Source organism: Gordonibacter sp. An230 (genome assembly GCF_002159915.1).
Taxonomy (GTDB): Bacteria; Actinomycetota; Coriobacteriia; order Coriobacteriales; family Eggerthellaceae; genus Rubneribacter.
Window position 1 is genome coordinate 1 of sequence record NZ_NFJP01000020.1, and the last position, 22,350, is coordinate 22,350.

At 68.8% G+C, this 22,350-nt stretch carries 17 protein-coding genes; 8 read left to right on the top strand and 9 right to left on the bottom strand.

The window, feature by feature from the left end:
• Positions 1-146 precede the first annotated feature (146 nt).
• Positions 147-989, bottom strand: a complete 843-nt coding sequence (locus tag B5F40_RS10630) for an Mrp/NBP35 family ATP-binding protein (RefSeq protein ID WP_087194317.1) — start codon at positions 987-989, stop codon at positions 147-149.
• A gap of 152 nt (positions 990-1,141) precedes the next feature.
• On the opposite strand from B5F40_RS10630, the gene B5F40_RS10635 reads away from it, so the two are divergent.
• The 6 genes from B5F40_RS10635 (at position 1,142) to B5F40_RS10660 (ending at position 8,775) form a co-directional block, all read left to right on the top strand.
• Entirely contained in the window at positions 1,142-2,443 is a 1,302-nt protein-coding gene (locus B5F40_RS10635) for an amidohydrolase family protein (protein ID WP_087194318.1), read from the top strand.
• A 429-nt stretch (positions 2,444-2,872) separates the two neighbouring features.
• Positions 2,873-4,345 (top strand): MDR family MFS transporter, encoded by a 1,473-nt coding sequence (locus B5F40_RS10640; protein ID WP_239443018.1) that lies wholly within the window; start codon positions 2,873-2,875, stop codon positions 4,343-4,345.
• 3 nt (positions 4,346-4,348) lie between these two features.
• On the top strand, positions 4,349-4,858 hold the full coding sequence (locus B5F40_RS10645) for a CBS domain-containing protein (RefSeq protein WP_087194319.1): 510 nt from the start codon (positions 4,349-4,351) through the stop codon (positions 4,856-4,858).
• A gap of 244 nt (positions 4,859-5,102) precedes the next feature.
• Positions 5,103-5,945 (top strand): ModD protein, encoded by an 843-nt coding sequence (modD, locus tag B5F40_RS10650; RefSeq protein WP_087194320.1) that lies wholly within the window; start codon positions 5,103-5,105, stop codon positions 5,943-5,945.
• Between the two features lie 578 nt (positions 5,946-6,523).
• Complete coding sequence (locus tag B5F40_RS10655) at positions 6,524-7,117, top strand: RNA polymerase sigma factor (RefSeq protein ID WP_087194321.1); 594 nt, start codon at positions 6,524-6,526, stop codon at positions 7,115-7,117.
• Positions 7,114-8,775: a DUF4179 domain-containing protein gene (locus tag B5F40_RS10660; protein ID WP_087194322.1), complete on the top strand. Its 1,662-nt coding sequence runs from the start codon at positions 7,114-7,116 to the stop codon at positions 8,773-8,775. The genes B5F40_RS10655 and B5F40_RS10660 overlap by 4 nt, the downstream gene beginning before the upstream one ends.
• Positions 8,776-9,011: 236 nt before the next feature.
• Here B5F40_RS10660 and B5F40_RS10665 read toward each other — a convergent pair whose 3' ends face one another.
• Complete coding sequence (locus B5F40_RS10665; protein WP_087194361.1) at positions 9,012-9,353, bottom strand: hypothetical protein; 342 nt, start codon at positions 9,351-9,353, stop codon at positions 9,012-9,014.
• Between the two features lie 933 nt (positions 9,354-10,286).
• Here B5F40_RS10665 and fusA point away from each other — a divergent pair.
• Positions 10,287-12,362 carry an elongation factor G gene (fusA, locus tag B5F40_RS10670; RefSeq protein ID WP_204217381.1) on the top strand — a complete coding sequence of 692 codons (2,076 nt, stop codon included), beginning with the start codon at positions 10,287-10,289 and terminating at the stop codon, positions 12,360-12,362.
• Positions 12,363-12,658: 296 nt separating this feature from the next.
• Here fusA and B5F40_RS10675 read toward each other — a convergent pair whose 3' ends face one another.
• From B5F40_RS10675 to B5F40_RS10710, 7 genes are all read right to left on the bottom strand, one after another.
• Entirely contained in the window at positions 12,659-15,574 is a 2,916-nt protein-coding gene (locus B5F40_RS10675) for an MSCRAMM family protein (RefSeq protein WP_087194324.1), read from the bottom strand.
• Between the two features lie 841 nt (positions 15,575-16,415).
• Entirely contained in the window at positions 16,416-17,147 is a 732-nt protein-coding gene (locus B5F40_RS10685; protein WP_087194326.1) for an ABC transporter permease, read from the bottom strand.
• Position 17,148: 1 nt separating this feature from the next.
• A complete protein-coding gene (locus B5F40_RS10690; protein WP_087194327.1) occupies positions 17,149-17,991 on the bottom strand; it encodes an ABC transporter ATP-binding protein in 843 nt (280 codons plus the stop codon).
• A 9-nt stretch (positions 17,992-18,000) separates the two neighbouring features.
• A complete protein-coding gene (locus tag B5F40_RS10695) occupies positions 18,001-18,333 on the bottom strand; it encodes a hypothetical protein (protein WP_087194328.1) in 333 nt (110 codons plus the stop codon).
• A gap of 259 nt (positions 18,334-18,592) precedes the next feature.
• Complete coding sequence (locus B5F40_RS10700) at positions 18,593-19,360, bottom strand: hypothetical protein (RefSeq protein ID WP_087194329.1); 768 nt, start codon at positions 19,358-19,360, stop codon at positions 18,593-18,595.
• Entirely contained in the window at positions 19,357-20,592 is a 1,236-nt protein-coding gene (locus tag B5F40_RS10705) for a LytTR family transcriptional regulator DNA-binding domain-containing protein (RefSeq protein ID WP_204217378.1), read from the bottom strand. The genes B5F40_RS10700 and B5F40_RS10705 overlap by 4 nt, the downstream gene beginning before the upstream one ends.
• A gap of 13 nt (positions 20,593-20,605) precedes the next feature.
• A complete protein-coding gene (locus B5F40_RS10710) occupies positions 20,606-20,983 on the bottom strand; it encodes a VOC family protein (RefSeq protein ID WP_087194330.1) in 378 nt (125 codons plus the stop codon).
• A gap of 493 nt (positions 20,984-21,476) precedes the next feature.
• On the opposite strand from B5F40_RS10710, the gene B5F40_RS10715 reads away from it, so the two are divergent.
• Positions 21,477-22,349, top strand: a complete 873-nt coding sequence (locus tag B5F40_RS10715; protein WP_239443019.1) for an ATP-binding cassette domain-containing protein — start codon at positions 21,477-21,479, stop codon at positions 22,347-22,349.
• Position 22,350: the final 1 nt, after the last annotated feature.

Here is a 22,350-nt window from a genome sequence, read left to right on the forward strand (position 1 = left end):
ACGCGCGGAAGGAGGGGGAGGGCAGCCGGAGGACGGGCAGGTCAAGGGGAGTGCGCAACCGCGCATGCGAAGGGCCCCTGAGCGGGGCCCTTCGCGCGTTCGATCTGAGACGCCGCGACAGGTTGGCCGGCATCGTTTTCGTCGGGCTACTCGGCGCCGACCTTCTCGATCTGGGCGATGACGGGATCGAGCGCGCCGGCCACGTCGTAGTCCTCCACCTTGCCCGCGTCGCACAGCCGTGCGAAGGCGGGGTCGATGGGCAGCGTGGCGTAGGCGGGGATGTTGTAGCGCTCGGCCACGGCCGCGCCCTGCGGCTCGCCGAAGATGTGGTGCTCCTTGCCGCAATCGTCGCACTTGAAGTAGGCCATGTTCTCCACGAGGCCCAAAAGCGCGACATCCATGTCGTGCGCGAGGTTCACGGCCTTGCCCACGATCATGGCCACGAGCTCTTGCGGCGCCGACACGGTGACGATGCCGTCCACCGGCAGCGACTGGAACACGGTGAGCAGCACGTCGGAGGTTCCCGGAGGCATGTCGACGAACAGGTAGTCGATCTCGCCCCAGCTGACCTCGCTGTAGAACTGCTTGATGGCGTTGGACACCACCGGGCCGCGCCAAGCGACGGGCACGTCGTCCTTCGGAAGCATCAGGTTCGTGGACACCACCTTGATGCCGCTTTGCGCCTGGGCGGGCAGGATGCCGTCGGCATCGGCCGTGAGCGGATTCGTGATGCCGAACGTCTTGGGTATGGACGGGCCGGTGACGTCGGCGTCGAGGATGCCCACCCGCTTGCCGCGCTTGCGCATCTCGCTGGCCAGCAGGCTGGTCACGAGGGATTTGCCCACGCCGCCCTTGCCCGACACCACGCCGATGACGTGGCGGATGTTCGAGCGGGCGTTCGCGGCGATGGTCGCCGGGCCCTGCGCTGTGCGCTCGCCGCAGCCGGACACGCCGCAGCTGCCGCACTCATGCGTGCATTCTTCTGTCATGGCTCCTTCTTTCACGTCGTCAACGCCCGCCCGCGGGGCGGGCGCGCCTCTCGTTGTACCGCGATCATAGCACAAGGTTTATACTACGTTGGACTGAAACGTTGGACCGAATCGGGCTCGCGCGGCGCGGCGCGGAGGCGAAGGAGCGGGGCATGCTGTTTGCTGACATCGATCTTCTCGACGAGAACCTGGATTTCCGGGCGCACCAATGGGTGGGCGTGCGCGACGGGCGCATCGCCTACGTGGGCGGCGCCGCGCCGGAAGGGGGGGAGGCCGCGGCGTACGACGAGGTGTACGACGGGCGCGGCAAACTGCTCATGCCCGCCTTCTACAATGCGCACGCGCATGCGCCCATGACGCTGCTGCGCGGCTATGCGGAGGATCTTCCCTTGCAGGCATGGCTCAACGACCTGGTGTTTCCTTTCGAGGCCAAGATCACGCCCGAGGACTGCTACTGGGGCACGCTGCTCGCGTGCATCGAGATGGCGCGCTACGGATGCGTGGGCTTCTCGGACATGTACTACCATATGGAGGAGGGCGCGCGGGCGGCCATCGACGCGGGCGTCAAGATGAACCTCTCCGATTCGCTTCTGGCGTTTGGCGGCGAGGGGTTGGACGAGCTGCCGGTGAAAGGCAGCCTCGATCGGCTGACGCGCGATCTGCAGGGCGCGGCCGACGGAAGGATCGTGGTGGACTGCAACGTCCATGCCGAGTACACGTCGAACCCGCGGGCCGTGGCCGATCTGGCGGCGTACGCGAAGGAGCGGGGTCTGCGCGTGCAGGTGCACGTGTCCGAGACGCGGCTCGAGCACGAGGAGTGCAAGGAGCGCCACGGCGGCCTCACGCCCGTGCGCTACTTCGAGAGCCTGGGGCTGTTCGACTGCCCGACGACGGCGGCGCACTGCGTGTGGGTGGACGATGAGGACATCGAGGTGCTGGCCCGTCGCGGCGTGTTCGTGGCGGCGAACCCCGCGTCCAACATGAAGCTGGGCAGCGGATTTGCGCCCGTCTCGAAGATGCTCGAGCGCGGGGTGCGCGTGTGTCTGGGCACCGACGGCATGGCCTCGAACAACAACCACGACATGATGCAGGACCTCTACCTGCTGGCGCTTTCGGCGAAGGGGGCCGCATGCGATCCGACCGCGATCTCGCCGAAGCAGGCGCTCGCCGCCGCCACGCGCACGGGCGCGCTGTCGCAGGGCCGCGAGGACTGCGGGTACGTGGGCGTGGGCGCGTGTGCGGATCTCTGCGTGCTCGACGTGGCGGGGCCGTCGTGGACGCCGATGACGAACCCGCTCGTGAACGTGGTGTACGCCGGCCATGGGGCGGACGTGTGCCTCACCATGTGTGACGGGCGCGTGGTGTATCGCGACGGGCAGTGGCCGCTTGTGGACGCGGAGCGCGCGAAAGCCGAGGTGGCCGCCCGCACGCGGCGCATCGTTGGCGAGCTGTGACGATGCGAGGGCGCGGAGCCGCGCGGCCGCGGCGCGCGGGTGGCGAGGGGCGGCAGGGGGCGTCCTTTTGCCGCGCTCTTGCCGCGTCTTCAAGGCGCGGGGCCGTCTTGTTGACTGTATGAAGCAGGTTGACAGGACGGCCTTTCGATTTTAAGGTGCTCACCCTTATGAGCGAAGTTGTTCGGGCATATCGTCGCACTCGCGTTTTGGACGCGTTCGCCTTCGTCGAAAGCGAACGCGAACGCGCCGTGGACAACGCGTCGCTCGCTCTTTCGTCGATGCGCGTATAAGATGCGCCGCCCGATCTTGGGCGATCTTCCTTTCTATCATAACGGCATGCAAGGAGTCTCGCGGGGCGCCCGGCGACTTCGCACGTCTCGTGCGTCGTTGGGTGCGCCGGAGGGTTCGACGAAAGGCGATGACAGTATTGTGGGTGTGAATGCGCAGGTGAGCGCTTCGAAAGCGACTCGCCATGAGATCATTATCGTGGGCGTGGTGGTGGCCGGCGCCTTTTTGGCCTTGCTCAACCAGACGGTCATGTCGCCGGCTCTGCCGGGTCTTATGCAGACCTTCGGCGTGGGAGCGGGCGACGCCCAGTGGGTGACCAGTATATACATGCTGGTCAACGGCATCATGGTTCCGATATCGGGTTATCTTATCGACAAGTTCTCGACGCGCAAGCTGTTCTTCGCGTCGTTGTCGGTGTTCGTGGCGGGCACGGTGCTGTGCGCTGTGGCGCCGAGTTTCGGCGTCCTTTTGGCGGGGCGCGTGCTGCAGGCCGCCGGTGCGGGCGTGCAGCTGCCGCTCGTGGCCGTGGTGCCCATGCTCGTGTTTCCACCGGAGAAGCGCGGGACTGCCATGGGCATGGCGGGCATCGTGATGTCGGCCGGTCCGGCTGTGGGGCCTGTGGCGGGCGGGGCCATCATCGATGCGTTCGGTTGGCGACTTATGTTCTGGGCTATCGTCCCCTTGGCGCTGATCATCGCTGTGGCCAGCTGGTTTTTGCTCGACAACGTGGGCGAGCTCAAGGATCCTCGCCTCGACCTGCCTTCTGTTCTTCTGTCCACGGTCGCGTTCGGAGGCATGCTGTACGGTTTTTCGAGTGCGTCGAGTTTGGGGTGGGGCAGCCCGCTCGTCGTGGCCCCCATCGCGGTGGGCGCGGTTGCCCTCGTGGCGTTCGTTCGGCGCCAGCGCAGGCTTTCGGAGCCTTTGCTGCGCATCGGCACCCTGAAGACGCCCGTGTTCCGCTCGGCGGCCATCCTGGTCACGCTCATCAACGCGGCCGCCGCCGTGACGAACGTGACGCTTCCCATCTACCTGCAGACCTCGCTGGGAGCGAGCGCGTTCGAGACCGGCATGGTCATGCTGCCGGCTGCCGCGGTGGGCATCTTCATCAGTCCCGTTTCGGGCATCGTGTTCGATCGGTTCGGCCCGCGCGGCATCGGCATCGCGGGCCTCGCGCTGTTCACGGGCGCTTTGGCCGCACTCTCTCAGGTGAACGTCGGCACATCCGTTCTCGTCGTGACGGTTTTGTGCGCGTTGCAGGCGTCTGGCCAGGCGCTGGCGAACATGCCTCTCAACACATGGGGTGTGAACGCGCTTCCGAACGATATGATCGCGCACGGCAACGCCGTGGCCAACACAGGACGGCAGGTGGCCGGAGCCATCTCGACGGCGCTTATCGTGACGGTGATGACGGGCGTGACCGCGTCGAATGCTGCGGCAGGGGTGCAGGCGTCCACGGCGCAGGGCGTAGGGGTTGCCTACGGCGTGTGCGCGGCGATATCCGCTGTGGCGCTTGTGCTGTGCGTGGCGAAGGTGCGCGCGGCGAAACGGCATGCGCCAGAGGGGCGTCCCTGCGGTTGCGAGATGGAATGCGGCACGATCGAGAAGGAGGCGTGAGCCATGGCGGGGAACGAGGAGCGTTCGAAGGGGACTTTCGCGACAGGCGATGCGACGGTGGGCGAGATCATGGAGGAGGCGTACTCGTGTCGCTTCGACGCAAACCTCGGCGAGGTGACGCGTCTGCTCGTCGAGCGCGGCGTGAGCAGCCTTCCGGTTGTCGATGGCGAGCGGCGCGTGGTGGGCTTCATCAGCGATGGCGACATCATGCGCGCCATCGCCGCTCACAAAACGCGCTCCGTCTTCAACGGCGGGGAGGCCACCATGCTGTACTTCGACGACGAGCCGCTCGACCGCAAGGCGCGCGAGCTCAAGCATCGAAACGTGATGGAGCTCGCGACCCGCAAAGTGGTGTGCGCGACGCCCGAGCAACCGATCGGCAGGGTTGCGGGATTGCTTTCCAAGAAGAAGTTCAAGAAGCTGCCGGTCATCGACGGGGACGGTCGACTGATAGGCGTGGTGCGCCGGACGAGCATCATGCGCCATGTGTTCGCGCTGCTGTTCGGAGAATGAGCTAGTCGGAAGAGGCGGGCTTCGGCGGGTGCCGCGTGGATGCGCCCGCCGCCCTCTCCCTCTTCCCGGTCTTTGAACGCCGGCGATGGGGACCTGCACCGAAAGTGCAGCTGGAAACGAGCGGCGCGAACGCTTATCCTTGATCGGAGATAGAATGCGCGGCGTCCGACGGCGCGGGTCGTCGGGCCGTGCGCCGTCGGGCGAGTTGCGCGGCGGTCGAAAGGGAGAAAGGGAAGGGAGCGGCATGCTGCGGATCTCGGATGCGCGCGTGGACGGCTTCGTGGCCGAGGATGTGCCCTATGTCGATCTGACGTGCGCGGTGCTCGGCATCGGCGAAGAGCCGGGGGAGATGGAGTACTACACGCGCGAGGACTGCGTGCTGGCCGGCGCGCAGGTGGCGCGCCGAGTCGCGGAAAGGCTGGGGTGCGAGGTGGCGTCGTGCGCGCGCGACGGCGAGCGCGTCGCGGCCGGCGAGACGTTCATGGTCGTGAGGGGCCGCGCGCTCGATCTGCACGCGGCATGGAAGGTGTGCCTGAACCTGTTCGACCACCTTTCGGCGGTGGCCACCAAGACGCGCGCGATGGTGGACGCGGCGCACGAGGCGAACCCGCGCTGCGAGGTGCTGACCACGCGCAAGAGCATGCCGGGTGCGAAAGATCTGCTCACAAGCGCGGTGATGGCGGGTGGCGCGTTCCCGCACCGGCTGGGGCTGTCCGAGACGGTGCTCGTGTTCGACCATCACCTGACGTTCTTCGGCGGGTTCGAGGCGTTCGTGGAGCAGCTGTCCGCCATCAAGGGACGCTGCATCGAGAAGAAGCTGTTCGTGGAGGCCGACGCCGAGCGGGCGCGCGTGCTGGCGCGCGCGGGCGTGGACGGCATCCAGTTCGACAAGGTGCCGGTGGACGAGCTTGCCGCGCTGGTGAAGGAGCTGCGGGAGATCGATCCGCGTTTGACGCTCATCGCGGCGGGCGGCATCAACCCGCAGAACGCGGGCGCGTACGCCGCCTGCGGTGTGGACGGGCTGGCGACGACGGCGCCCTTCGCCGCCAAGCCGCTCGACATGAGCGTGCGCATGCGCCGCGCGTGAGGATGCGGGGCCGCTTTGGGCACGGCGTTCGGGGCGCTGCCGATTGGGCGACGTCCTGTGCGCAGATGCTTGCCGCTCGCTGCGCGCGGAGAAGGCCGGTTCGTGGCGGGTTTTGACGGAAAACCATGGTCGTCTCGCGGCCGCTTTGCCGGATGGGGATCATACCGCATCTCTGAACAGGGGAAATGTGGAGGCTCGGGAAGCGCCGATGCTGAAAGAGCCGCGATTCGCCGTCTTCTAAGGCGGTTTTCCGTCAAAACCCGCCAAAACAACGAGGCTGTGATGTCGGGGCGGCTGCGGCGTTCGGCATCTGCAGACGCGACGCTTCGGCAGACGCGTGCTCGTGAGGGGGCGTGACGGGGGGACGGGGATAATGTCACATTCCCTTAAGTCTTTGAGCATCGTTGCTTCTCCAAGAATGCGACATTATCCCCGTCCCCCTGTCACCCCTGTCACGCCCCCTGTCACGGGCCCGTCGCACGGCCCGCAGGCTTCCCGCGCGGCTTTTCCGGATCGGGTGTAACCTTTTCGTCGTCGGGCGCGTCTAATGGGCAACCGATCTTGAAAGGGGCGCGTGCGTGGACGATCTGATACAGCGAGCTCGAAAGGGCGACGGAGAGGCGTTCGCCGCGTTGTTCGAGCGCAGCAAGCAGCCGCTGTGGCGTGCTGCGATGGCGGTGCTCGGCAACGTGGACGACGCGTCCGACGCGCTGCAGGAGACGGCGGTCAAGGCGTGGCGCGCCATGCCGCGCTTCGGCGGCCGCAGCGCCGTGGGCACGTGGCTCATGCGCATCCTGCTGCGGACGTGCTACGACTTCCGGCGGACGCGCAAGCGCGAGACGCCGTGCGCGATGGGCGCCTTCGACATCGACGCGGAGGGCGCGGACGTGTCGTGGGAGCCGTCGGTCGATCAGGCGCTGACGGGCGGCGCCCAAGCGCGCTATTCCGACCGGGACGAAGTGATCGATGTGCGCGACGCCTTCGGGCGCCTTTCGGCCGACGACCGGCTCGCGCTCGTGCTGTTCTACGTGAACGATTTCCCCGTGCGCCAGATATCCCAGATCATGAACGTGTCGGAGGGCGCGGTGCGCACCCGCCTGTCGCGGGCGCGCGATCGGTTCAAGGCTGCTTACAGGGACGGATCGAGCAAGGAAGCCGAGGTGGCGCGATGACTTGGAAGAACTTCGACGACGAGGACGAGCTGCGGCGGGCGGTGGCCGCCGCGCTGGATGCGGGTCCGCTGCCGCGCGAGGCGCAGGCCAAGCTCGACGACGTGTACGCGTCGCTGGGGTCCATCCCCCAGGATCGTCCGGCATCGGCGCGCTCGGAGGCCTCGGGGGCTTTGGAGGCCTCGAGGCGGCAGGGGCCGGGGGAATGCCGCTCGAACGCCCGTGCGGCCCGCGGCGCGTCGGCGGGCGGCCGCGCCGTGCGCCGCGGCGTTTTGGTGGCTGCGGTGGCTGCGACCGTCGCGCTGCTGGGCGGGGCCGCGTTCGCGGCGACTGCGCTTCTGCAGATGCAGCCGGGAGACGCGCCGTTTTTCGCCGGCGGCAAGAACCTGTCGGTGTACGACAGCCTGCAAGAGGGCGTGTCCAGCCTGAACGCCGAAGTGGGAGAGGCCGTCGAGGTTGAAGGGGTGCGGGTGACGCTCGATTCCGTGTCGTGCGACCGCAGCATCGTCAACCTGTTCTTCACGCTGGAGAAGGAGGGCGGCTTCGACTTGGCCGAGCTGGCGGTCTACGAAGGCTCGCAGGAGAGCGAGTGGGCGCGCTTGGAGCGCCTTGCCCCGCGCTTCTCCTTCGAGCTGACAAGCGACGGCGAATCCCTTGGAAGCGGCTCCGTCTTCCTGTTGGACGCGTACCAGGAGGACGGCAAGGTGAGGGTCATGCAGCGCATCGTGCCGGAGGCGACGCTGCCCGACCAGGTGCATATCGCGTTGGAGGGGCCGGCGAACTGGGGGTCCTCCGAACCTTCCGAAGGGGACGCCGAGCCCTTCGCGTTCGACGTGGGCCTCGACCTGAGCACGGTGGCGCAGCCGCGCGAGCTGGGCGCGCAGGATCTCGCGTTTGCCACGAGCGAGGGGGAGAAGACCATGGGGATCCAGCGCTTCACGGCCTCCGAGCTGGGGTGCGTCATGGTGGTGCGCAACGACGAAGAGGAGGCCGTCGAGGAGAGCGGCCGTCCCGTCTACCACGTGGCCGAGGGTTCCATCACGCCGCCCATGCTCAAGATCACCGATGATCGGGGCAACGTGCTGACTCCGGTGGGCGCGGGCGACGGAACGGGGGTCGATCCGGCCGGCGCGTACGTGGTGGAGTTGGCGGGCCTGTCGCCCGATGCGACCAGCGTTACGTTCACGCCGATGCTGCGCGCGGCCGACGGGGAACTGGCGACGAACGAGGAGCGTGCGGCGGCGAGCGAGTTAAACGAGCGCACGGTGGACGTCTCGCAGATCGGCGCGAAGCTGGAGACGAGCGAGTACGGCGGCTACGAGCTGACAGGCTGGGAGGTGGCCGACGGCACGGTGAGCATATCGCTCAAGCCCTACGGGTGGCAGACGCCGTCCGGCCTCGCGGGAGGCATGCGGCCCGTGCAGCAGCCGACGCCGCTGTACGAGGAATGGTACGACGAGGAAACCGGAGAGACGTACTGGGGCTACCATACGTCCGCCGAGTATCGGAAATGCGATTACCGAACCGGCGAGCTGTTGGTGATCCGGTCCTACTACGCCGCCGGCGACGAGGAGCTGCGCGGGTTGACAGAGTACGAGTACCGCGCGTCGTTCGGCGAGTACCGCGAAGAGACGGGCGCGGCGCAGACCCTGTCGTTCTAGCGGCGATGCGCGAGAGGCGGGCCTTTGGCGAAGGGGCCCGCCTCGTTTGGGCCGGGGCAGGGGCGTGGCAGGGGGACGGGGATAATGTCGCATTCTCTTAAGTCTTTGGGCGTCGCTGATTTTCCAAGAATGTGACATTACCCCCCACCTCTGTCATGGAAGGGCCGTGGCGGGGCACGAAGGTCCCTGCTACGGAAGATCCGCCTCGTTCGCGCGCGTTCGGCGCTGGTTCGCTCCTACTTGCCGAGCATTTTCTTCACGCCGTTTGCGGCGATGACGGCGCCGCCGCCGATGGCGAGCAAGCCGGGGCCGGGCAGGATGAGCATCGGCACGCCTACGAGCATGATCGCGCCGCCGATGACCGTCTGCGCTGCGCCGCCGATGCGGCTGGGCCTCTTCGCAGAGGCGGGGCCTTTGCCGATGACGGTGGCGTAGGCGGCGCTTTCCGGGGCGGCCGCGCTGCGTTCGTCCCGCCTTCCGTACGAGGGCGGCTGGAATCCGCCTTTCGCCGCGCCAGCCGCGCCGTCGCGCGCGCTGGACACGGGGTCGATGTCGATGATGGGCTCGTGCGTGCTCATAGGCTCTCCCCAGTCCCTTCCGGCTTTCGCCGTCTCTTTGCGTCTTCGCTCCTTCGCCTCGGTGCCGATTATAGGGTCGCCGGCGATGCGAGCGAGCCGCCGACGGTGCGGTCGGCCCATTCGTCACCGTTCGGTAACGCGCTGTCCGCGTCTTCTCCAAAGATGCGCCGTCGCGCGGCCTCGTCTGGGCGCGTGGGGTGTCGGAGGTGGGGCGAGGTGCTGCGGGGTTCGGCGGGCGCAGCGGCTGTCGCGCGGGACGGTCGCCGCCGGGGGCGGCGCGCCGGCGGTCGTCGGGGCGGCGAGTCGGCGGTTGTCGGGGCGGCGATTCGGTCGCTGCCGGCTGTCGCGCGGGGTGGTCGCTGTCAGGATGGCGGGCTTGGTCGGCGCGGGCGCGGCCGCTGCGCGGGACGGTTGCTACCGGAGTGGCGCGCTGGGAGTGAAACGGTAAGGAAATGACAGAAAAATGGCGATATTGTACCGAATGTGGCCGAGAGAGAGGCTTCGGCGGCCCTTGCCAGGGCACTACGGTAAAACCTGACGGGTTTTTCGGCCAAATATTATCGTTTCGGACCCTTTCGAGCCTCAGACCGGCCTTGGCAGGGGTGTTTCGGTAAAATATCGGTGAAAAAGTCGAGATCTCTTACCGCGAGGGGTTGCACCCGCCGCCGGTCTCCGCGGCGGGGGCGCGCGGGGGCGGGGGCGCGACGAACGCGAGAGCGGAGGGCGCGGGGCGTCGGAGGAGTGTCGCGATTCAGCCCGTCCTTCCCGGCCAATTCCCCGTTCTCGAGCGCGCGGCGTGCCGGATGCGATACACTGTGAGTCGCAAGGTTTCTGTTCGCGTGAGAGTGTGTTGATGTAAGGCTCGACTGTGGTTCGCGCCTTGACGAAAACGGCAACGGCGTGGGCCACTCAACAGGAAAGTTGGTGGTCAACATGGCAGCTCCTGCTACCGAACACGTACGGAACATCGTGCTGGTGGGCCAAGACGGCGCCGGCAAGACATCGCTCGCCGAGGCGATGCTGCACGTCTCGGGCCGCACGCCCCGCATGGGCACGACCCACGACGGGAAATCCTACCTTGACTACGACGAGGAGGAGATCCGGCGCAAGTTCACGATCGGCACGTCCATCGCTCCCGTCCCTTACAAAGACTACAAGATCAACCTGCTCGACACGTCGGGCCATCCCGACTTCGTCGGCGACACGCTGGCGTGCATGCAGGCGGCCGAGATGGCGCTGTTTGTGGTTGACGCTGTGGCGGGCCCGCAGGTCATGACCACGAAGCTCTGGCGTGAGGCCGAGGATATGCGCCTGTCGCGCGCCGTGTTCATCAACCACATCGACCGCGAGAACGCCGACTTCGACACGGCCATGGCGCTTCTGCACGCGCGCTTCGGCTCGCGCCTGGGCCCCGTGACCATCCCCATCGGCGTGGACGCGGACTTCAAAGGCGTCATCGACGTCATCCGGATGAAGGCGCGCTACTTCGACCAGGACGGAACCACCGACGAGCGCGTGGAGGACATTCCGTCCGAGTACGCCGACGCGGCGAGCGCGGCGCGCGACAAGCTGTGCGATCTCGTGGCCGAAGCCGATGACGAGCTGATGATGAAGTACCTCGACGGCGAGGAGCAGCTGACGCAGGAGGAGTTGGAGCGGCTGCTCGACCAGGCCATCGCGCAGGAGCTGTTCATTCCCGTGTTCGTGGGTTCCACGATCATCGAGCAGGGCGTCAAGGGCCTTATGGAGGACATCTGCACCTACTTCCCGCATCCGCGCCATCACGGGCGCTTCCGTCTGGCCAACGGGGAGGAGACGTTCGTGGACGAAGAGGGCGAGCCCGCCGCATTCGTGTTCAAGACGGTGTCCGACCCGTTTGTGGGACGCCTGAGCTTCCTCAAAGTCATCTCGGGCGTGCTCGAGCCGGGCATGGAGCTGATCAACGCGCGCACGCGCAAGAAGGACCGCCTCGGGCACCTCTACGTGATGATGGGCAAGGAGACGACCGACGTGAAGAGCGCGAAGGCCGGCGACATCATCGTGGTGCCCAAGCTCTCCGACACCCGTGCCGGCGACACGCTGTCGAAGTCCGGCGACGTGGCCATCGACCCCTTGCCGCTGCCTGTTCCCCAATACCCGGTGGCCATCGAGGCCGTCAACAAGAAGGACGAGGACAAGCTGGGGACGTTCTTGGCGCGCGCGATCGAGAACGACCCGACCCTGCGCGTGAGCCGCAGCGAGGAGACGCATCAGACGGTGGTCACCGCCATGGGCGAGGCTCAGGTGGAGACGCTTCTTGCGCGCCTCAAGGAGCAGACGGGCGTGGAGGCGCGCCTTGTGCCTGTGCGCGTTCCGTACCGCGAGACGATCTGCAAGGTGGCCGAGGCCCAGGGTCGTCACAAGAAGCAGACGGGCGGCGCGGGCCAGTTCGGCGATTGCTGGCTGCGCCTCGAGCCCAACCGGGGGGAGGGCTACGAGTTCATCGACGAGATCGTGGGCGGAAAGATCCCACGCGGCTTTCTGCCGGCCATCGACAAGGGCGTGCAGGACGCCATGGCCGAGGGCTTTTTGGCGGGCTATCCCATGGTGGATATCAAGGTGGCCGTGTACGACGGGTCGTACCACGCCGTCGACTCCAACGAGATGGCGTTCAAGACGGCCGCGCGCATCGGCTTCCGCGCCGCGTGCGAGAAGGCCAACCCCATCCTGCTCGAGCCGATGGCGAACCTCGATGTGACGGTGGGCGAGGAGTACGCCGGCGCGGTGATGGGCGACATCTCGACGCGTCGCGGCCGTATCGTGGGCACCGACTCCAACGACGCGGGCGAGACGGTCATCATGGTGCGCGTGCCCTATGCCGAGGTGGTGTCGTATACGAAGGATCTGCGCGCCATCACGCGCGGGTCGGGCTCCTACACGATCGAGCTGGAGGGCTACGAGCCGGCACCGGCCGACGTGACCAAGAAGCTCGTCGAGGCGTACCAGGCCGCACGCGCCGCGGGCAACTGACGGGCCTTTGGACGGCCTGTCTGCGGGCGATTGACGCTCGCGGGCGGTTGGCCGGCTGAGGCTTGCAGACGATTCGCGGGCTTGCGCGGTTGGATGGCGGGTTCATGGCGACCGGTTGGCGGGCCCGCGGCAGCTGGCCGATGGATCCGCGGCAGCTGGCCGACAGGCTTGCGGCAGCTGGTTGACGTGCTTGCGGCAGATGGCCGACGAACCTGCGGCATCCGGTCGTCGGAATGCGGGCGCCGTCCGAAAGGGCGGCGCCTTTTCGCTTTCCCGTCTTTTCACCCCCTCACCTCCTATGCGCGCTTTGGGCAGCGCTTTGCTCGTGCGAGGCGTGCGGCGCATGCCGTTGTCGCGAGGGACAGGGCGGCGAGCAGGGCGGCCGCGAGGGGCGCGCGGGTGGAGTCGCCGGTTTCGGCGATGGGTTCGGGGACGGGGACAGGCTCGTCGACGAGGGCGAGGGACGCGCGCACGACGGGGACGTCCTGGCCCTCGTAGGCGAGATCGACCGGGTGCGCCTCGGCATCGACGAGGTATCCTTCGGGAGCCTTCGTCTCCACGACCTCGTAGGAGCCAAGGGGCAAAGGCGCGCTGCATGCGAAGCCCTCTTCATCGGTGACGAGCGTGGCGGCCACCTCTCCGGCGACAAGCGCCGTCGTGCCGTCGGGCGCGACGATGTCTTGCGCGGCGCGCACCTCATAGGCGGCGTTGGGGACGGGCCCTTTGCCAACGGCGTCGGTTTTGCCGATCTCGATGACGCCCGCCGCCTTGCGGTTGGGAGCGTCGAGGGCGACGGAGACGCTTCGGGTCTCGGGGTCGCCGTAGGCGAGGCGAACGGATGCGGGCTCGCTGGCGCGCACGTAGCCGTCGGGCGCGCGCGTCTCGACGATCTCGTAGGCGCCCAGATGAAGGCCCTCGGCCACCGCCGTTCCGTCGTCGTCCGATTCCAGCAGCGCCACCGTCTCGCCCGCCTGGGCGCGCACGGTTCCGTCAGCTGTTACGATGTCCTGGGCGGCGCGTACCTCCCAAACGATGCCCGGCTGGGCGATGGGCGTGCCCGTGTCGGCATCGACCTTGCGCACCTCGATGCGCCCCGTTTGAGGGAGGTCTTCCACGACCACTTCGACGATGCCTTCCTCGTCTCGGTCGGCCAGAGAGAACGCTGCGGGCTCGTCGTTCAGCACGTAGCCGGGAGGCGGACAGGTTTCCTGCACGTAGTACGTGCCGCCGCCGTTGAGCTTGTCGGGCAGCGTGCAGACGCCCTCTTCGTCGGTGGCGAACTCGCTGACGATGGGGCCTCCCGCGCCCACCTGGAAGGCGAGGGGCTGCTTGCGCTCGTCGAGGATGCGGAAGGTCATGCGCCCGTTCACGCGCCGCCCTGTCTCGGCGTCCTTCTTGACGATGCGCACGACGGTGCCCGTCTCGTCCTCCACCGTGAAGGCGTACGTGCGCCCGTCTTCGGCCACGGTGGCGCGGAACTCCGCGACCGGCTCGTAGCCTGCGGGCGTCGTGGAGGGGTCCTCCCGCACGAGGTAGGTGCCGAAGGGCAGGGCTCCGGCTTGGCCGTCTTCGCGCAGGTCCGCTGTCGTGGCGAAGCCGTCCTCGTTTGTGACGATGCGGGCGACGCTCTGTCCGGATTCGGGGTCGAGGATGTCGAAGGCCACGCCGGCGAGCGGGCGCTTGACGCTCTGGTCGCCCATGGTGCCCTCGCCGTCGCCCACTTTGAGCACGGCGATGTCACCGCGGACGACGCGCTCGGGCACGGAGGCCTCGTGGAGCAGCGGGGCGAGCGGGCCCGTTCCCTCGGCCGTCACGGGCAGGGCGATGGCGGCGGGGTCGGCCAGAAGGTAGCCTTCGGGTGCCTTCGTCTCGCGTACCACGACGGTGCCGAGCGGAAGCCCCGCGCCCGCCGAGTTCGCCGGCAGCGACGCGGAGTCGAGGTGCGCCCTTCCGTCCTCGTCCGTGACGACGGTGGCCGAGAGTGTGGGGGAGAGCCCCGACGCGGCGGCCTCTTCGGGCGTGCTGAACGAGCCCGCGTAATGTTCGACGGAGAACACGGCTCCGGCCAGCGTCGCATCTCCCTGCGCGGTCGCCTGCCCGGTTTCGGCGTCTTTCTTGGCTGCGATGACGTCCACGGGCCTCAGCTGGGGCTCGTCGGTTGTGTCTACCCGCACGGCCACGTTTTGACGGCAGTCCTCCACGGTGAGGCGCACGGGGTAAACCTGCTCGTCGAGGGCGTAGCCGGCGGGCGGCTCGATCTCCTTGACCCAGTACTCGCCTGGCCAAAGCGCCGCCTCGCCGGTTCCGCGTCCGTCCTCTCCGGTGACGATGCGCTGCACCTCGCGCTCACATGCGGCGTCGGCGTACACGCCGTACACGGCCCCGGACAGCGAGTAGCAGGGGTTGCCGCTTGTGACGTGGGGCATCGAGGACGACTTGGCCACCTCGATACCGCCGAGAAGCGGGGCCTCCTGGCTGAAGGCCCGCGTTGTCTGGCCGCCCCTGACGGTGACGGTCTGCGGTCCTTCGTCTAGGCCGTAGCCGTGGGAGGGGTCCGTCTCGCGCAGCGTGTACGTTCCGATGGGGACGTCCGCGGCTTCGGCATGCCCGTCGGAGTCGGTTGCGAGCACGGCCTGAACCGCGCCGTCGCCGTCCACGAGCTCGTAGCGCGCGCCCGCGAGCGTGGCTTCGGGGACGGCCTCGGCGTATCCGTCGGCGCCCTGCTTGACCACCTCCAAGCTGCCGTGCAGGTAGATGACGAAGTCTCCGACATCCTGCGGGCCGAAGGGGGAGGAGTGGTTGGGGTACATCGCGGCGCCCGAGCAGTCGATGACGATCTGGTAGCCTCCGTCGCTCGTGCGCGTGCCTGTGAAGGGGTAGTGCCCCGGTACGGGCGTGCCGTACAGGGGGCCCGAGATGCAGTAGCCTGTCGTCTCGATGCCGTACTGGGGGAAGCTCACGGCGAACACGTTGCCGCCTTGCGCGCCGTCGACCTCGGGGTTCGTGCACTCGACGTAGCAGGTTCCGCTGATGGTGTCTGGAATCGCGAGCGCGGGCGGCGGGGCGCAGAAGGGCAGGAGGGCCGCGCACGCCATCGCCGCGGCACATAAGAACGCGAGCGGCGTTGCGCGCCGCCCGAGCGGCGGTTTCGCCCTCGCGCTCGCTTGCATCTGCTTTCGCGGCGCTGTCTTCAAGGTGTGGCGTCGTTCCATGGCTGTCCCCTCTCCCTGTGCCTGCGGCCTTTGCGGCTTCGCAGTCCCAGCATAGCGCGCCCATCTAACGCGGGCATGGCGTGCGTCCAGCGGAAAGGCGCTTCGATCCGACGCGGTTTTGGCGCTGGGCGCGCGCATCGCCGCCGTGCGGCTTCCGCGCATCCGTTGCGCATCCCTCGCGGATCCGACGCATGTCCAATGCGAGGGACGTGAAGGGGTACGGCTCGGGGGAGTGGGGGCGTACCCTGCGAAAGACGGGGGGCGCGAGGGGCGCGGCTCGGAGGGGGCGGGGCGCGTCGCGTAGGAAACGAGAGGGACGCGTTGGGCGCGGATCGGGGGCATGCCGCGCAAGGGATGAGGGGTGCCGCTGGGCGCGGATCGGAGGCGCGCGAGGCGCAAGGGACGAGGGACACACGGGTTGTTGCTCGGAGGGCGCGCGGGGCGCATCCCGAAGGGACGAAAGGGAACGGGGCGCGCTCCGCAGGGAGCGAAGGGGCGCACCGCGCAAGGGACGAGGGCGTGAGGGGGCATCGCATGGGGGCGAGGAGCGCGGGGTGCGAGGGGTTCGGTTCGGGGGCGGACGCGCTACGCAAAGGATGAGGGCACGCGGGGCGCGCTGCGCAGGGGGTGAAGGGGCGCGAGGCGCGAGGGGCGAGGGCGCGGGGTATCCAGCAGGGAACGAGGGCGTACGGGGCGCGCCGCGCAGAGGACGAGGGTGCGCGTGGCGCGCTGCGTAGGAGACGAGGGCGCGAGGGGTGCGAGGCGGAATGCATGCGGTGCGCGCCCCTCGCCTTCGCCTCCCCCGGCCTCGCCTTCGCCTCCCCCGGCCTCGCCTTCGCCCCTAGTTGTCGCGCGCGAGGCGCTTGTAGAGCAGGGCGAGGACTGCGGCGCCGACGGCGATCCAGGCGAGCGTCACGGCGAGGGGCTGGAGGGCGTCGGTGGTGAAGAGCGCGCCGTCGGCGGCGAGGACCAAAAGCTCCAGCACGCCGCCGGTGGGGCAGTAGGGGGTCACCTTCGCCAACGTCTCGTTCAGAGGGGCGAACAGCGGCAGGAACGCCACGAGCACGAGGGGGATGCTGTACACGCCGGCCGTCATCTGGTCGCGCGCGGCCAGGCCCAAGACGAGCGACAGCATCACGATGGGCAGCCCGGACAGGATGCCGAGCAGCAGGTACGGCGCCAGCAGGTCTATCGGCGCGCGCAGCACGGCGAAGCACGCCGCCTGCGCTATGACGATGGCCGCCAGCGACACGACGGCGCGCGAGGCGATCACCTGCGCGGCGCTCACGTTCGCCAGCATGAGCGTGCGCAGCGTGTGCTTCTCCTTCTCTTCGGCGATGGTGTAGAGCGCCGCCGTGCAGCCGGCCACGCCCACGGTCATGAAGAGCCCCATCGCCAGGAACTGGAGATACGCGGCGTCGGCTGCCTCGCCGGATGCGTCGCCCATCGTCTGGCTGTACAGCGCGATGAACCCGACGGGCAACAGGCAGCCCAAAAGCACGGTGGGGTTCTTCACGAGGTCCTTCAGATCCTTGCCCAGCAGGGCGCCGGTCTTTCTCAGCGCAGCTTCCATGCTAGAACTCCCTTCCGGCCATCTCGAGGAACACTTCCTCGAGGTTCGGCTCCACGGAATGAACGGACAGGCACTCTCCCGAGGCCAGCGCCTCGGCCACGAGCGGCGCGCCGACGGCGTCCTTGGTGGTGCGCACGACGCGGCCGCTGGCGAGGCGCATCACCACCTCGTTGCGGGCATGGCGCAGCTTGAGCGCTTGCGGGGCGTCGTCGGCTATGAGCCGGCCCTCGTTCAGGATGCCGATGCGGTCGCAGAGGTCCTCGGCCTCGGCCATGTCGTGCGTGGTGAGGAACACCGTGGCGCCCGCGTCCTTCAGCTCGCGCAGCATCTTGTGCACCTCGGCGCGGGCGGCGGGGTCGAGGCCGCTCGTGGGCTCGTCGAGGAATAGCAGCTCGGGGCCGTGCACGAGGGCGGCGAGGAGCGCGGCGCGCTGGCGCATGCCCTTCGAGCAGTTCTTCACAAGCGTCTTGCGGCTTTCGGCAAGCCCCATGCGCTCGAGCAGCGTGGGGATGTTGTTGCCGGTCACGCCGCGGATCTTCGCGTAGAAGCGCAGGTTGTCCTCGATGCTCATGCGCTCGTAGAGGGCGCTTGTGTCCGACAGGATGCCGATGCGCTCGTAGTCGGCGTTCGTGGCGTGCTCGATGGGGCGGCCGAACAGATGGATGCGGCCGGAGTCCTTCGCAAGCTGGCGCGTGAGCAGCTTGATGGTGGTGGTCTTGCCCGCGCCCGACGGGCCGAGGAAACCGAAGCACTCCCCGCGCGTCACGGAGAAGGAGAGGTGGTCGAGGACGCGCTTGCCTTTGAAGCTGAGGCACACGTCCTCGGTGGAGAGCAGGGTGTTCATGAGGGCCTCCTAGCGGGCGGCCGCGGGGGCGGGGTTGGCGGTGCGGACGGAGCCGCGCGGGGCCGCGGACGCGCACGCGGACGGCGTCGCGGCCTTCGCCGGCGCGGTGTGCCCGGCCGCTACGTCTTCGCGCTCGGATGCGGCGGCGTGCCCGGACGCGGGCGCAGCGGAGGCGTTGCGGGTGGCGAGGGCGACAAGCGATGCCTCGAGTTCCTCCGAGCGCCGCTCCAGCGCCTCCACGCGCTTGAGCGCGCGCTCGTGGCGCATGTGCAGCGCCATGCTCACCACGCAGATGAGGCCGAGCCCCAGCACCAGCATGGATAGTTGGCTTGCGGTTATCATGACGGTTCCCTTTCTCTTCGCGCGGCGCATCCGCCGCGGACCTGACGCAGCGCATCATCGCGCCCGTCTCGGCACCGCGCAAGGGAAACCCGACATCAGGAGCTGCTTCGCGACGAGAGGAGCAGGGGAGGCGACGAGAGGAGCAAGGGGCGCGTGCGGGAGGGGCGAGCGTGCGGTTCCTGCGGATGCGCGCCTGCTCCTGTGGCGGCCGTCCCGAGGATGCGCGGATGCCATCCTCGAGGCGGCCGCCGCGCCCCCGCTACTCCCCGAACCCGTCCCCTTCCCGGCTCTCCTTCCGCAGCATCCACGTCAGAAAGAAGGTGGCGGCAGCGGTCCACAGGGCGGTCGTGAGAAGGGCGGTCAGCAGCGCGGGCAAGGGGTCGCCGCCGATGATGAGCGCGCGCACGAAGGGAAACGCGCCGCCGTTGGGAAGGTACGGCGCGAGGGGCGCGGTGGCCTCGGTGCCGGAGAGGAAAAACGGCAGCATGCCGACGATGAAGAGGGGGACGGACAGCGACATCGTGGACATCTGCGTGCGGGCGCGCAGCCCCAGGGCGGCGCCGGCGAGGATGAGCGGCAGCTGGCTTGCGATGCAGGCGAGCGCGATGGGAAGCGCGACGGCCGGATCGGGAAGCAGCAGAAGGCAGCAGGCCGCGCACGACACGGCGAACGCGGCGAAGCTTGACGCGAGGCGCGCGGCGACGGTCTGCCCCCGCGTCACGCCGCAGCGCAGCAGCGTGCCGAGCGCTCCTTTCTCCTGCTCCTCGGCCATCGCGTACATGACGAACATCGAAGACGCCATCAGGGCCTCGAACATGACGGCGTAGAGCATCGCGGTCGCGACGAGCGCCAAGGCGTCGGGGGAGAGCCCGGACTGCTCGGCCCAGACGAGGCGGAAGAACAGCGAGCACAGCACGGGGATGGCGGCGCTCAGCGTCATCGCGGGGTTGCGCGCAAGGTCGGCGAGGTACTTGCGGGTGAGGATGGCCACGGCGCGCAGGGACCGCCGCGCGCTCGGGGCCGTCATCGCGGGCCTCCTTCCGTCCGGGCCGCCCGCCTTGTCGGACGGGCTTCGCCGGCTCGGCCCCCTCGGCCTCCCCGAGCCTCCCGACTCCGGTCGTCTCGGGCCGTTCGGGCCTTGGGGTCCTCCTCGCCGGTCGGGGATGCGGCGCGCGTCCGATCCGGGCGGCTTGTCGGAGCGGACGCGCCTTCGGGGGCCGCTTGCGCCGCCGCCGTCCCCTCGGCGCCGCCGCACGCCGCGGAATCGGCCTGCCCGTCCTGCGCCGTGCGGGCCGTGTGAGCCTCGCGGGCCTCACTGGTCGCGTGCGCCGCGCGGGCTTCGCGCGTGAGGCCCAGCCGTTCGTGCAGCTCCTGCGCGCGTCCCTTGGACAGCGGGATGGAGGTGCGGTTCGCGTCGTTCAGCGTGAGGTTGAAGCTGTTGCGCGTGTAGCGCTCCACCTTCGCCACCCGCTGCGCGTTCACGATGTAGGAGCGGTGGCAGCGGAAGAAGCCGAAGCGCGAAAGCTCGTCGTCCAGCTCGTCCATCGTGAGCGGGGTGGGGTAGAGCGAGCCGCGCACCGACACGTGGTTCTGCTTGTTGGCGCTTTCGATGAAGTCGATCTCGCGCGGGTCGAACAGCAGCGTGGCCGCGTCGGCCTTCGCGGGGATCTTGCACACGCGCACCTCGTCGAACGCCCCGTCGGGAGGTGCGGTGGAATCGTCCTCGTCGTGCGCCACCTCGATGAAGCGCCCATCCTCGCACCACAGGGCGATGCCCGGCATGAGCAGCGCCTCGCGCAGGGGCTGCAGCGTGGTGATGAAGCGGCAGCCGCGCTCCTCGGCCTCGGACATCCATGCGAGCGCGCTCGCGCGCCCTTCGGCGTCGAGGTCGGACAGCGGGCGCTCGATCAGGCAGACCTCCGGCTGGAACAGACTCGCGCGCGCCAGCCGCACGAGCGCGGCTTGGGAGGCGGGAAGGTCGCGCAGCTTGGCGCGGGCGATGCCGCGCAGGCCGAAGTGGGCGACGGCGTCCTCGTGGTGCACGGCGCCACCGGCCAGCTGGCTGAAGAAGCGCAGGTGGGAGGTCACCGTGTCGCGCGGGCAGCCCGCGTCGGCCTCCAGCGCGAACGCGCAGCGGCGCGTGGCGAAGCGTCGGCGCACGGCACGCGCCAACTCGATCGACGTCTCGCGGCCGCATTCGATGTGCGCGCTCTCGCCAAGGTCGGCGAGCAGCTTGTCTGCGGAAGCGTACTCGGTCACGGAGCCTCCCCGCTCACTCCGCGCGGTTGGCCGGGACGATCTCGAGCCAGCAGCCGTCGGGATCCTCGATGAAGTAGATGCCCATGCGCTCGTTCACGAAGCACACGCAGCCCATCTCCTCGTGCAGGGCGCGCGCGGCATCCATGTCATCCACCTCGAAGGCCAGGTGCGTGTCGCGCCCGCCGTTGACGTAGGGCTCTGTGCGGCCGCGGTTCCAAGTGAGTTCGATTTGGAAATCGGTTTCGCCGTTGCCGATGAACACGTTTTCCCACGAGCCGTCCTCCGGCCCCATGCGGCGCTGCACGGTCAGGCCGAGCGCGCGCTCGTAGAACGCGAGCGACGCATCGAGGTCGAGGACATGGATGCAGCGGTGGACCATCTTCGCTTTCATGGCGGTTCCTTTCTTTGCGTTGTGCGGTTGCGCCGCCGTGTCGGATTCGGGCGCGGGGCGCGAAGCGCGTCTAAGGATCGCGGCTGCGGACTGCGTATCTCATGTGGCCTTGCGCGCCGAGTCCGCCGCGCTCCCCGGCGCGGTTCATCCGCTGGAAGTATACCCGAGATCACCGCCGCATGACGGTTCTTCTACGGAAACCTTCGGGCGGAAAGGGAAGGGGGCATGATGGGGAGGATGCCGCTTGGCGCGATGCACGGGCAGGGCGGCTGCGGTACGCGGCTGGAGGTAGAGCGGCAGTCGCAGGCGCTGGGTTGGCGGCGCGCGGGCGGCGGGTGCCCGGAGGTCGAGCGGCGCGCGGGCGGTGCCGAGCCGCGCGGGTTGTGCGTATTTGCCGGACGGCGCTTGCGCGTTTTCCGGCAGGTGCTATACTTCCGAACATTAAAACTGACTAGTCAGTCAAAAAAAATGGACTGGCAAACGGAAGGGGATCATGATGAACATGCAAGAGGCGCTCCCGTCTGTCGCCGCCCTTGCGCGCGGCGAAGCCATTGCGTCTGCCAGCGCCGAAGCGGCTGCCGTCGCGATGGCGGGGAGGCCGTGCGCGCGTCCTGCCGCACCCGCAGCCTCCGCGGCGGGCGGGGCCTTTGCCGCTTCCGCCCCCGTCGCCTTCGCGAGCGGGTCTTCGCTTGTGGCGCGATCCGGCGACGCCGCCTCCGCAACGGGCGAGCCGTACTTCCGTGCGCGCGGGCTGGGGCTCAAAACGTACGCGGGGTACGTGTACCGCGATGTGGACGTCGATGCGCGCGCGGGCGAGCTTTTCGCCGTACGCGGCCGCAACGGCAGCGGCAAGACGGCGCTTCTGCTCACGCTGGCCGGGCGCATGAGGCCCACGGAGGGCACGCTGTCCGCGGGCGGCCTCGAGCTTCCGCGCCAGCGCGCGAAGGTCGCGCGGCATGTGGGCCTGGGCCTGTTCAGGGGCTTGAACGACCTGCAGGACAGCCTGACGGTCGCCTATGCGGCCAGCGCCGAGTTCGAGCTGCACGGCCGCCGTCCCCGCCGCGACGCGGTGCTCGCCTACCTGCGCGAATGGGGTTTGGACGATGCGGCGAACGTGCGCGTGAAGGACCTCACGTCGCAGAAGCTGGCCACGCTGGGCATCGCGCTCGCGTTTGCGGGCGAGCCGGACGCGGTGGTGGTGGACGACGTGGAGGATCAGCTGACCATGGCCCAGTCGGCCTCCCTCGTCAAGCTTCTGCGCGAGGCGGCGCGCTCGCGCAGGGCCGCCGTGGTCGTGGGCGTTGTGGAGCGCGATCTGGCCGCCATGGCCGACGCGTGCGTGTATCTGGCGAAGGAGGGCGAGTGAG

What these genes read in the sequence shown, in the direction of transcription:
- B5F40_RS10695 (WP_087194328.1), bottom strand. Translation starts at nt 18,333, where the DNA reads ATGATAACCGCAAGCCAACTATCCATGCTGGTGCTGGGGCTCGGCCTC.
- B5F40_RS10665 (WP_087194361.1), bottom strand. Translation starts at nt 9,353, where the DNA reads ATGAGCACGCACGAGCCCATCATCGACATCGACCCCGTGTCCAGCGCG.
- modD (WP_087194320.1), top strand. Translation starts at nt 5,103, where the DNA reads ATGCTGCGGATCTCGGATGCGCGCGTGGACGGCTTCGTGGCCGAGGAT.
- B5F40_RS10685 (WP_087194326.1), bottom strand. Translation starts at nt 17,147, where the DNA reads ATGGAAGCTGCGCTGAGAAAGACCGGCGCCCTGCTGGGCAAGGATCTG.
- B5F40_RS10660 (WP_087194322.1), top strand. Translation starts at nt 7,114, where the DNA reads ATGACTTGGAAGAACTTCGACGACGAGGACGAGCTGCGGCGGGCGGTG.
- fusA (WP_204217381.1), top strand. Translation starts at nt 10,287, where the DNA reads ATGGCAGCTCCTGCTACCGAACACGTACGGAACATCGTGCTGGTGGGC.
- B5F40_RS10715 (WP_239443019.1), top strand. Translation starts at nt 21,477, where the DNA reads ATGATGAACATGCAAGAGGCGCTCCCGTCTGTCGCCGCCCTTGCGCGC.
- B5F40_RS10690 (WP_087194327.1), bottom strand. Translation starts at nt 17,991, where the DNA reads ATGAACACCCTGCTCTCCACCGAGGACGTGTGCCTCAGCTTCAAAGGC.
- B5F40_RS10645 (WP_087194319.1), top strand. Translation starts at nt 4,349, where the DNA reads ATGGCGGGGAACGAGGAGCGTTCGAAGGGGACTTTCGCGACAGGCGAT.
- B5F40_RS10635 (WP_087194318.1), top strand. Translation starts at nt 1,142, where the DNA reads ATGCTGTTTGCTGACATCGATCTTCTCGACGAGAACCTGGATTTCCGG.
- B5F40_RS10710 (WP_087194330.1), bottom strand. Translation starts at nt 20,983, where the DNA reads ATGAAAGCGAAGATGGTCCACCGCTGCATCCATGTCCTCGACCTCGAT.
- B5F40_RS10630 (WP_087194317.1), bottom strand. Translation starts at nt 989, where the DNA reads ATGACAGAAGAATGCACGCATGAGTGCGGCAGCTGCGGCGTGTCCGGC.
- B5F40_RS10675 (WP_087194324.1), bottom strand. Translation starts at nt 15,574, where the DNA reads ATGGAACGACGCCACACCTTGAAGACAGCGCCGCGAAAGCAGATGCAA.
- B5F40_RS10700 (WP_087194329.1), bottom strand. Translation starts at nt 19,360, where the DNA reads ATGACGGCCCCGAGCGCGCGGCGGTCCCTGCGCGCCGTGGCCATCCTC.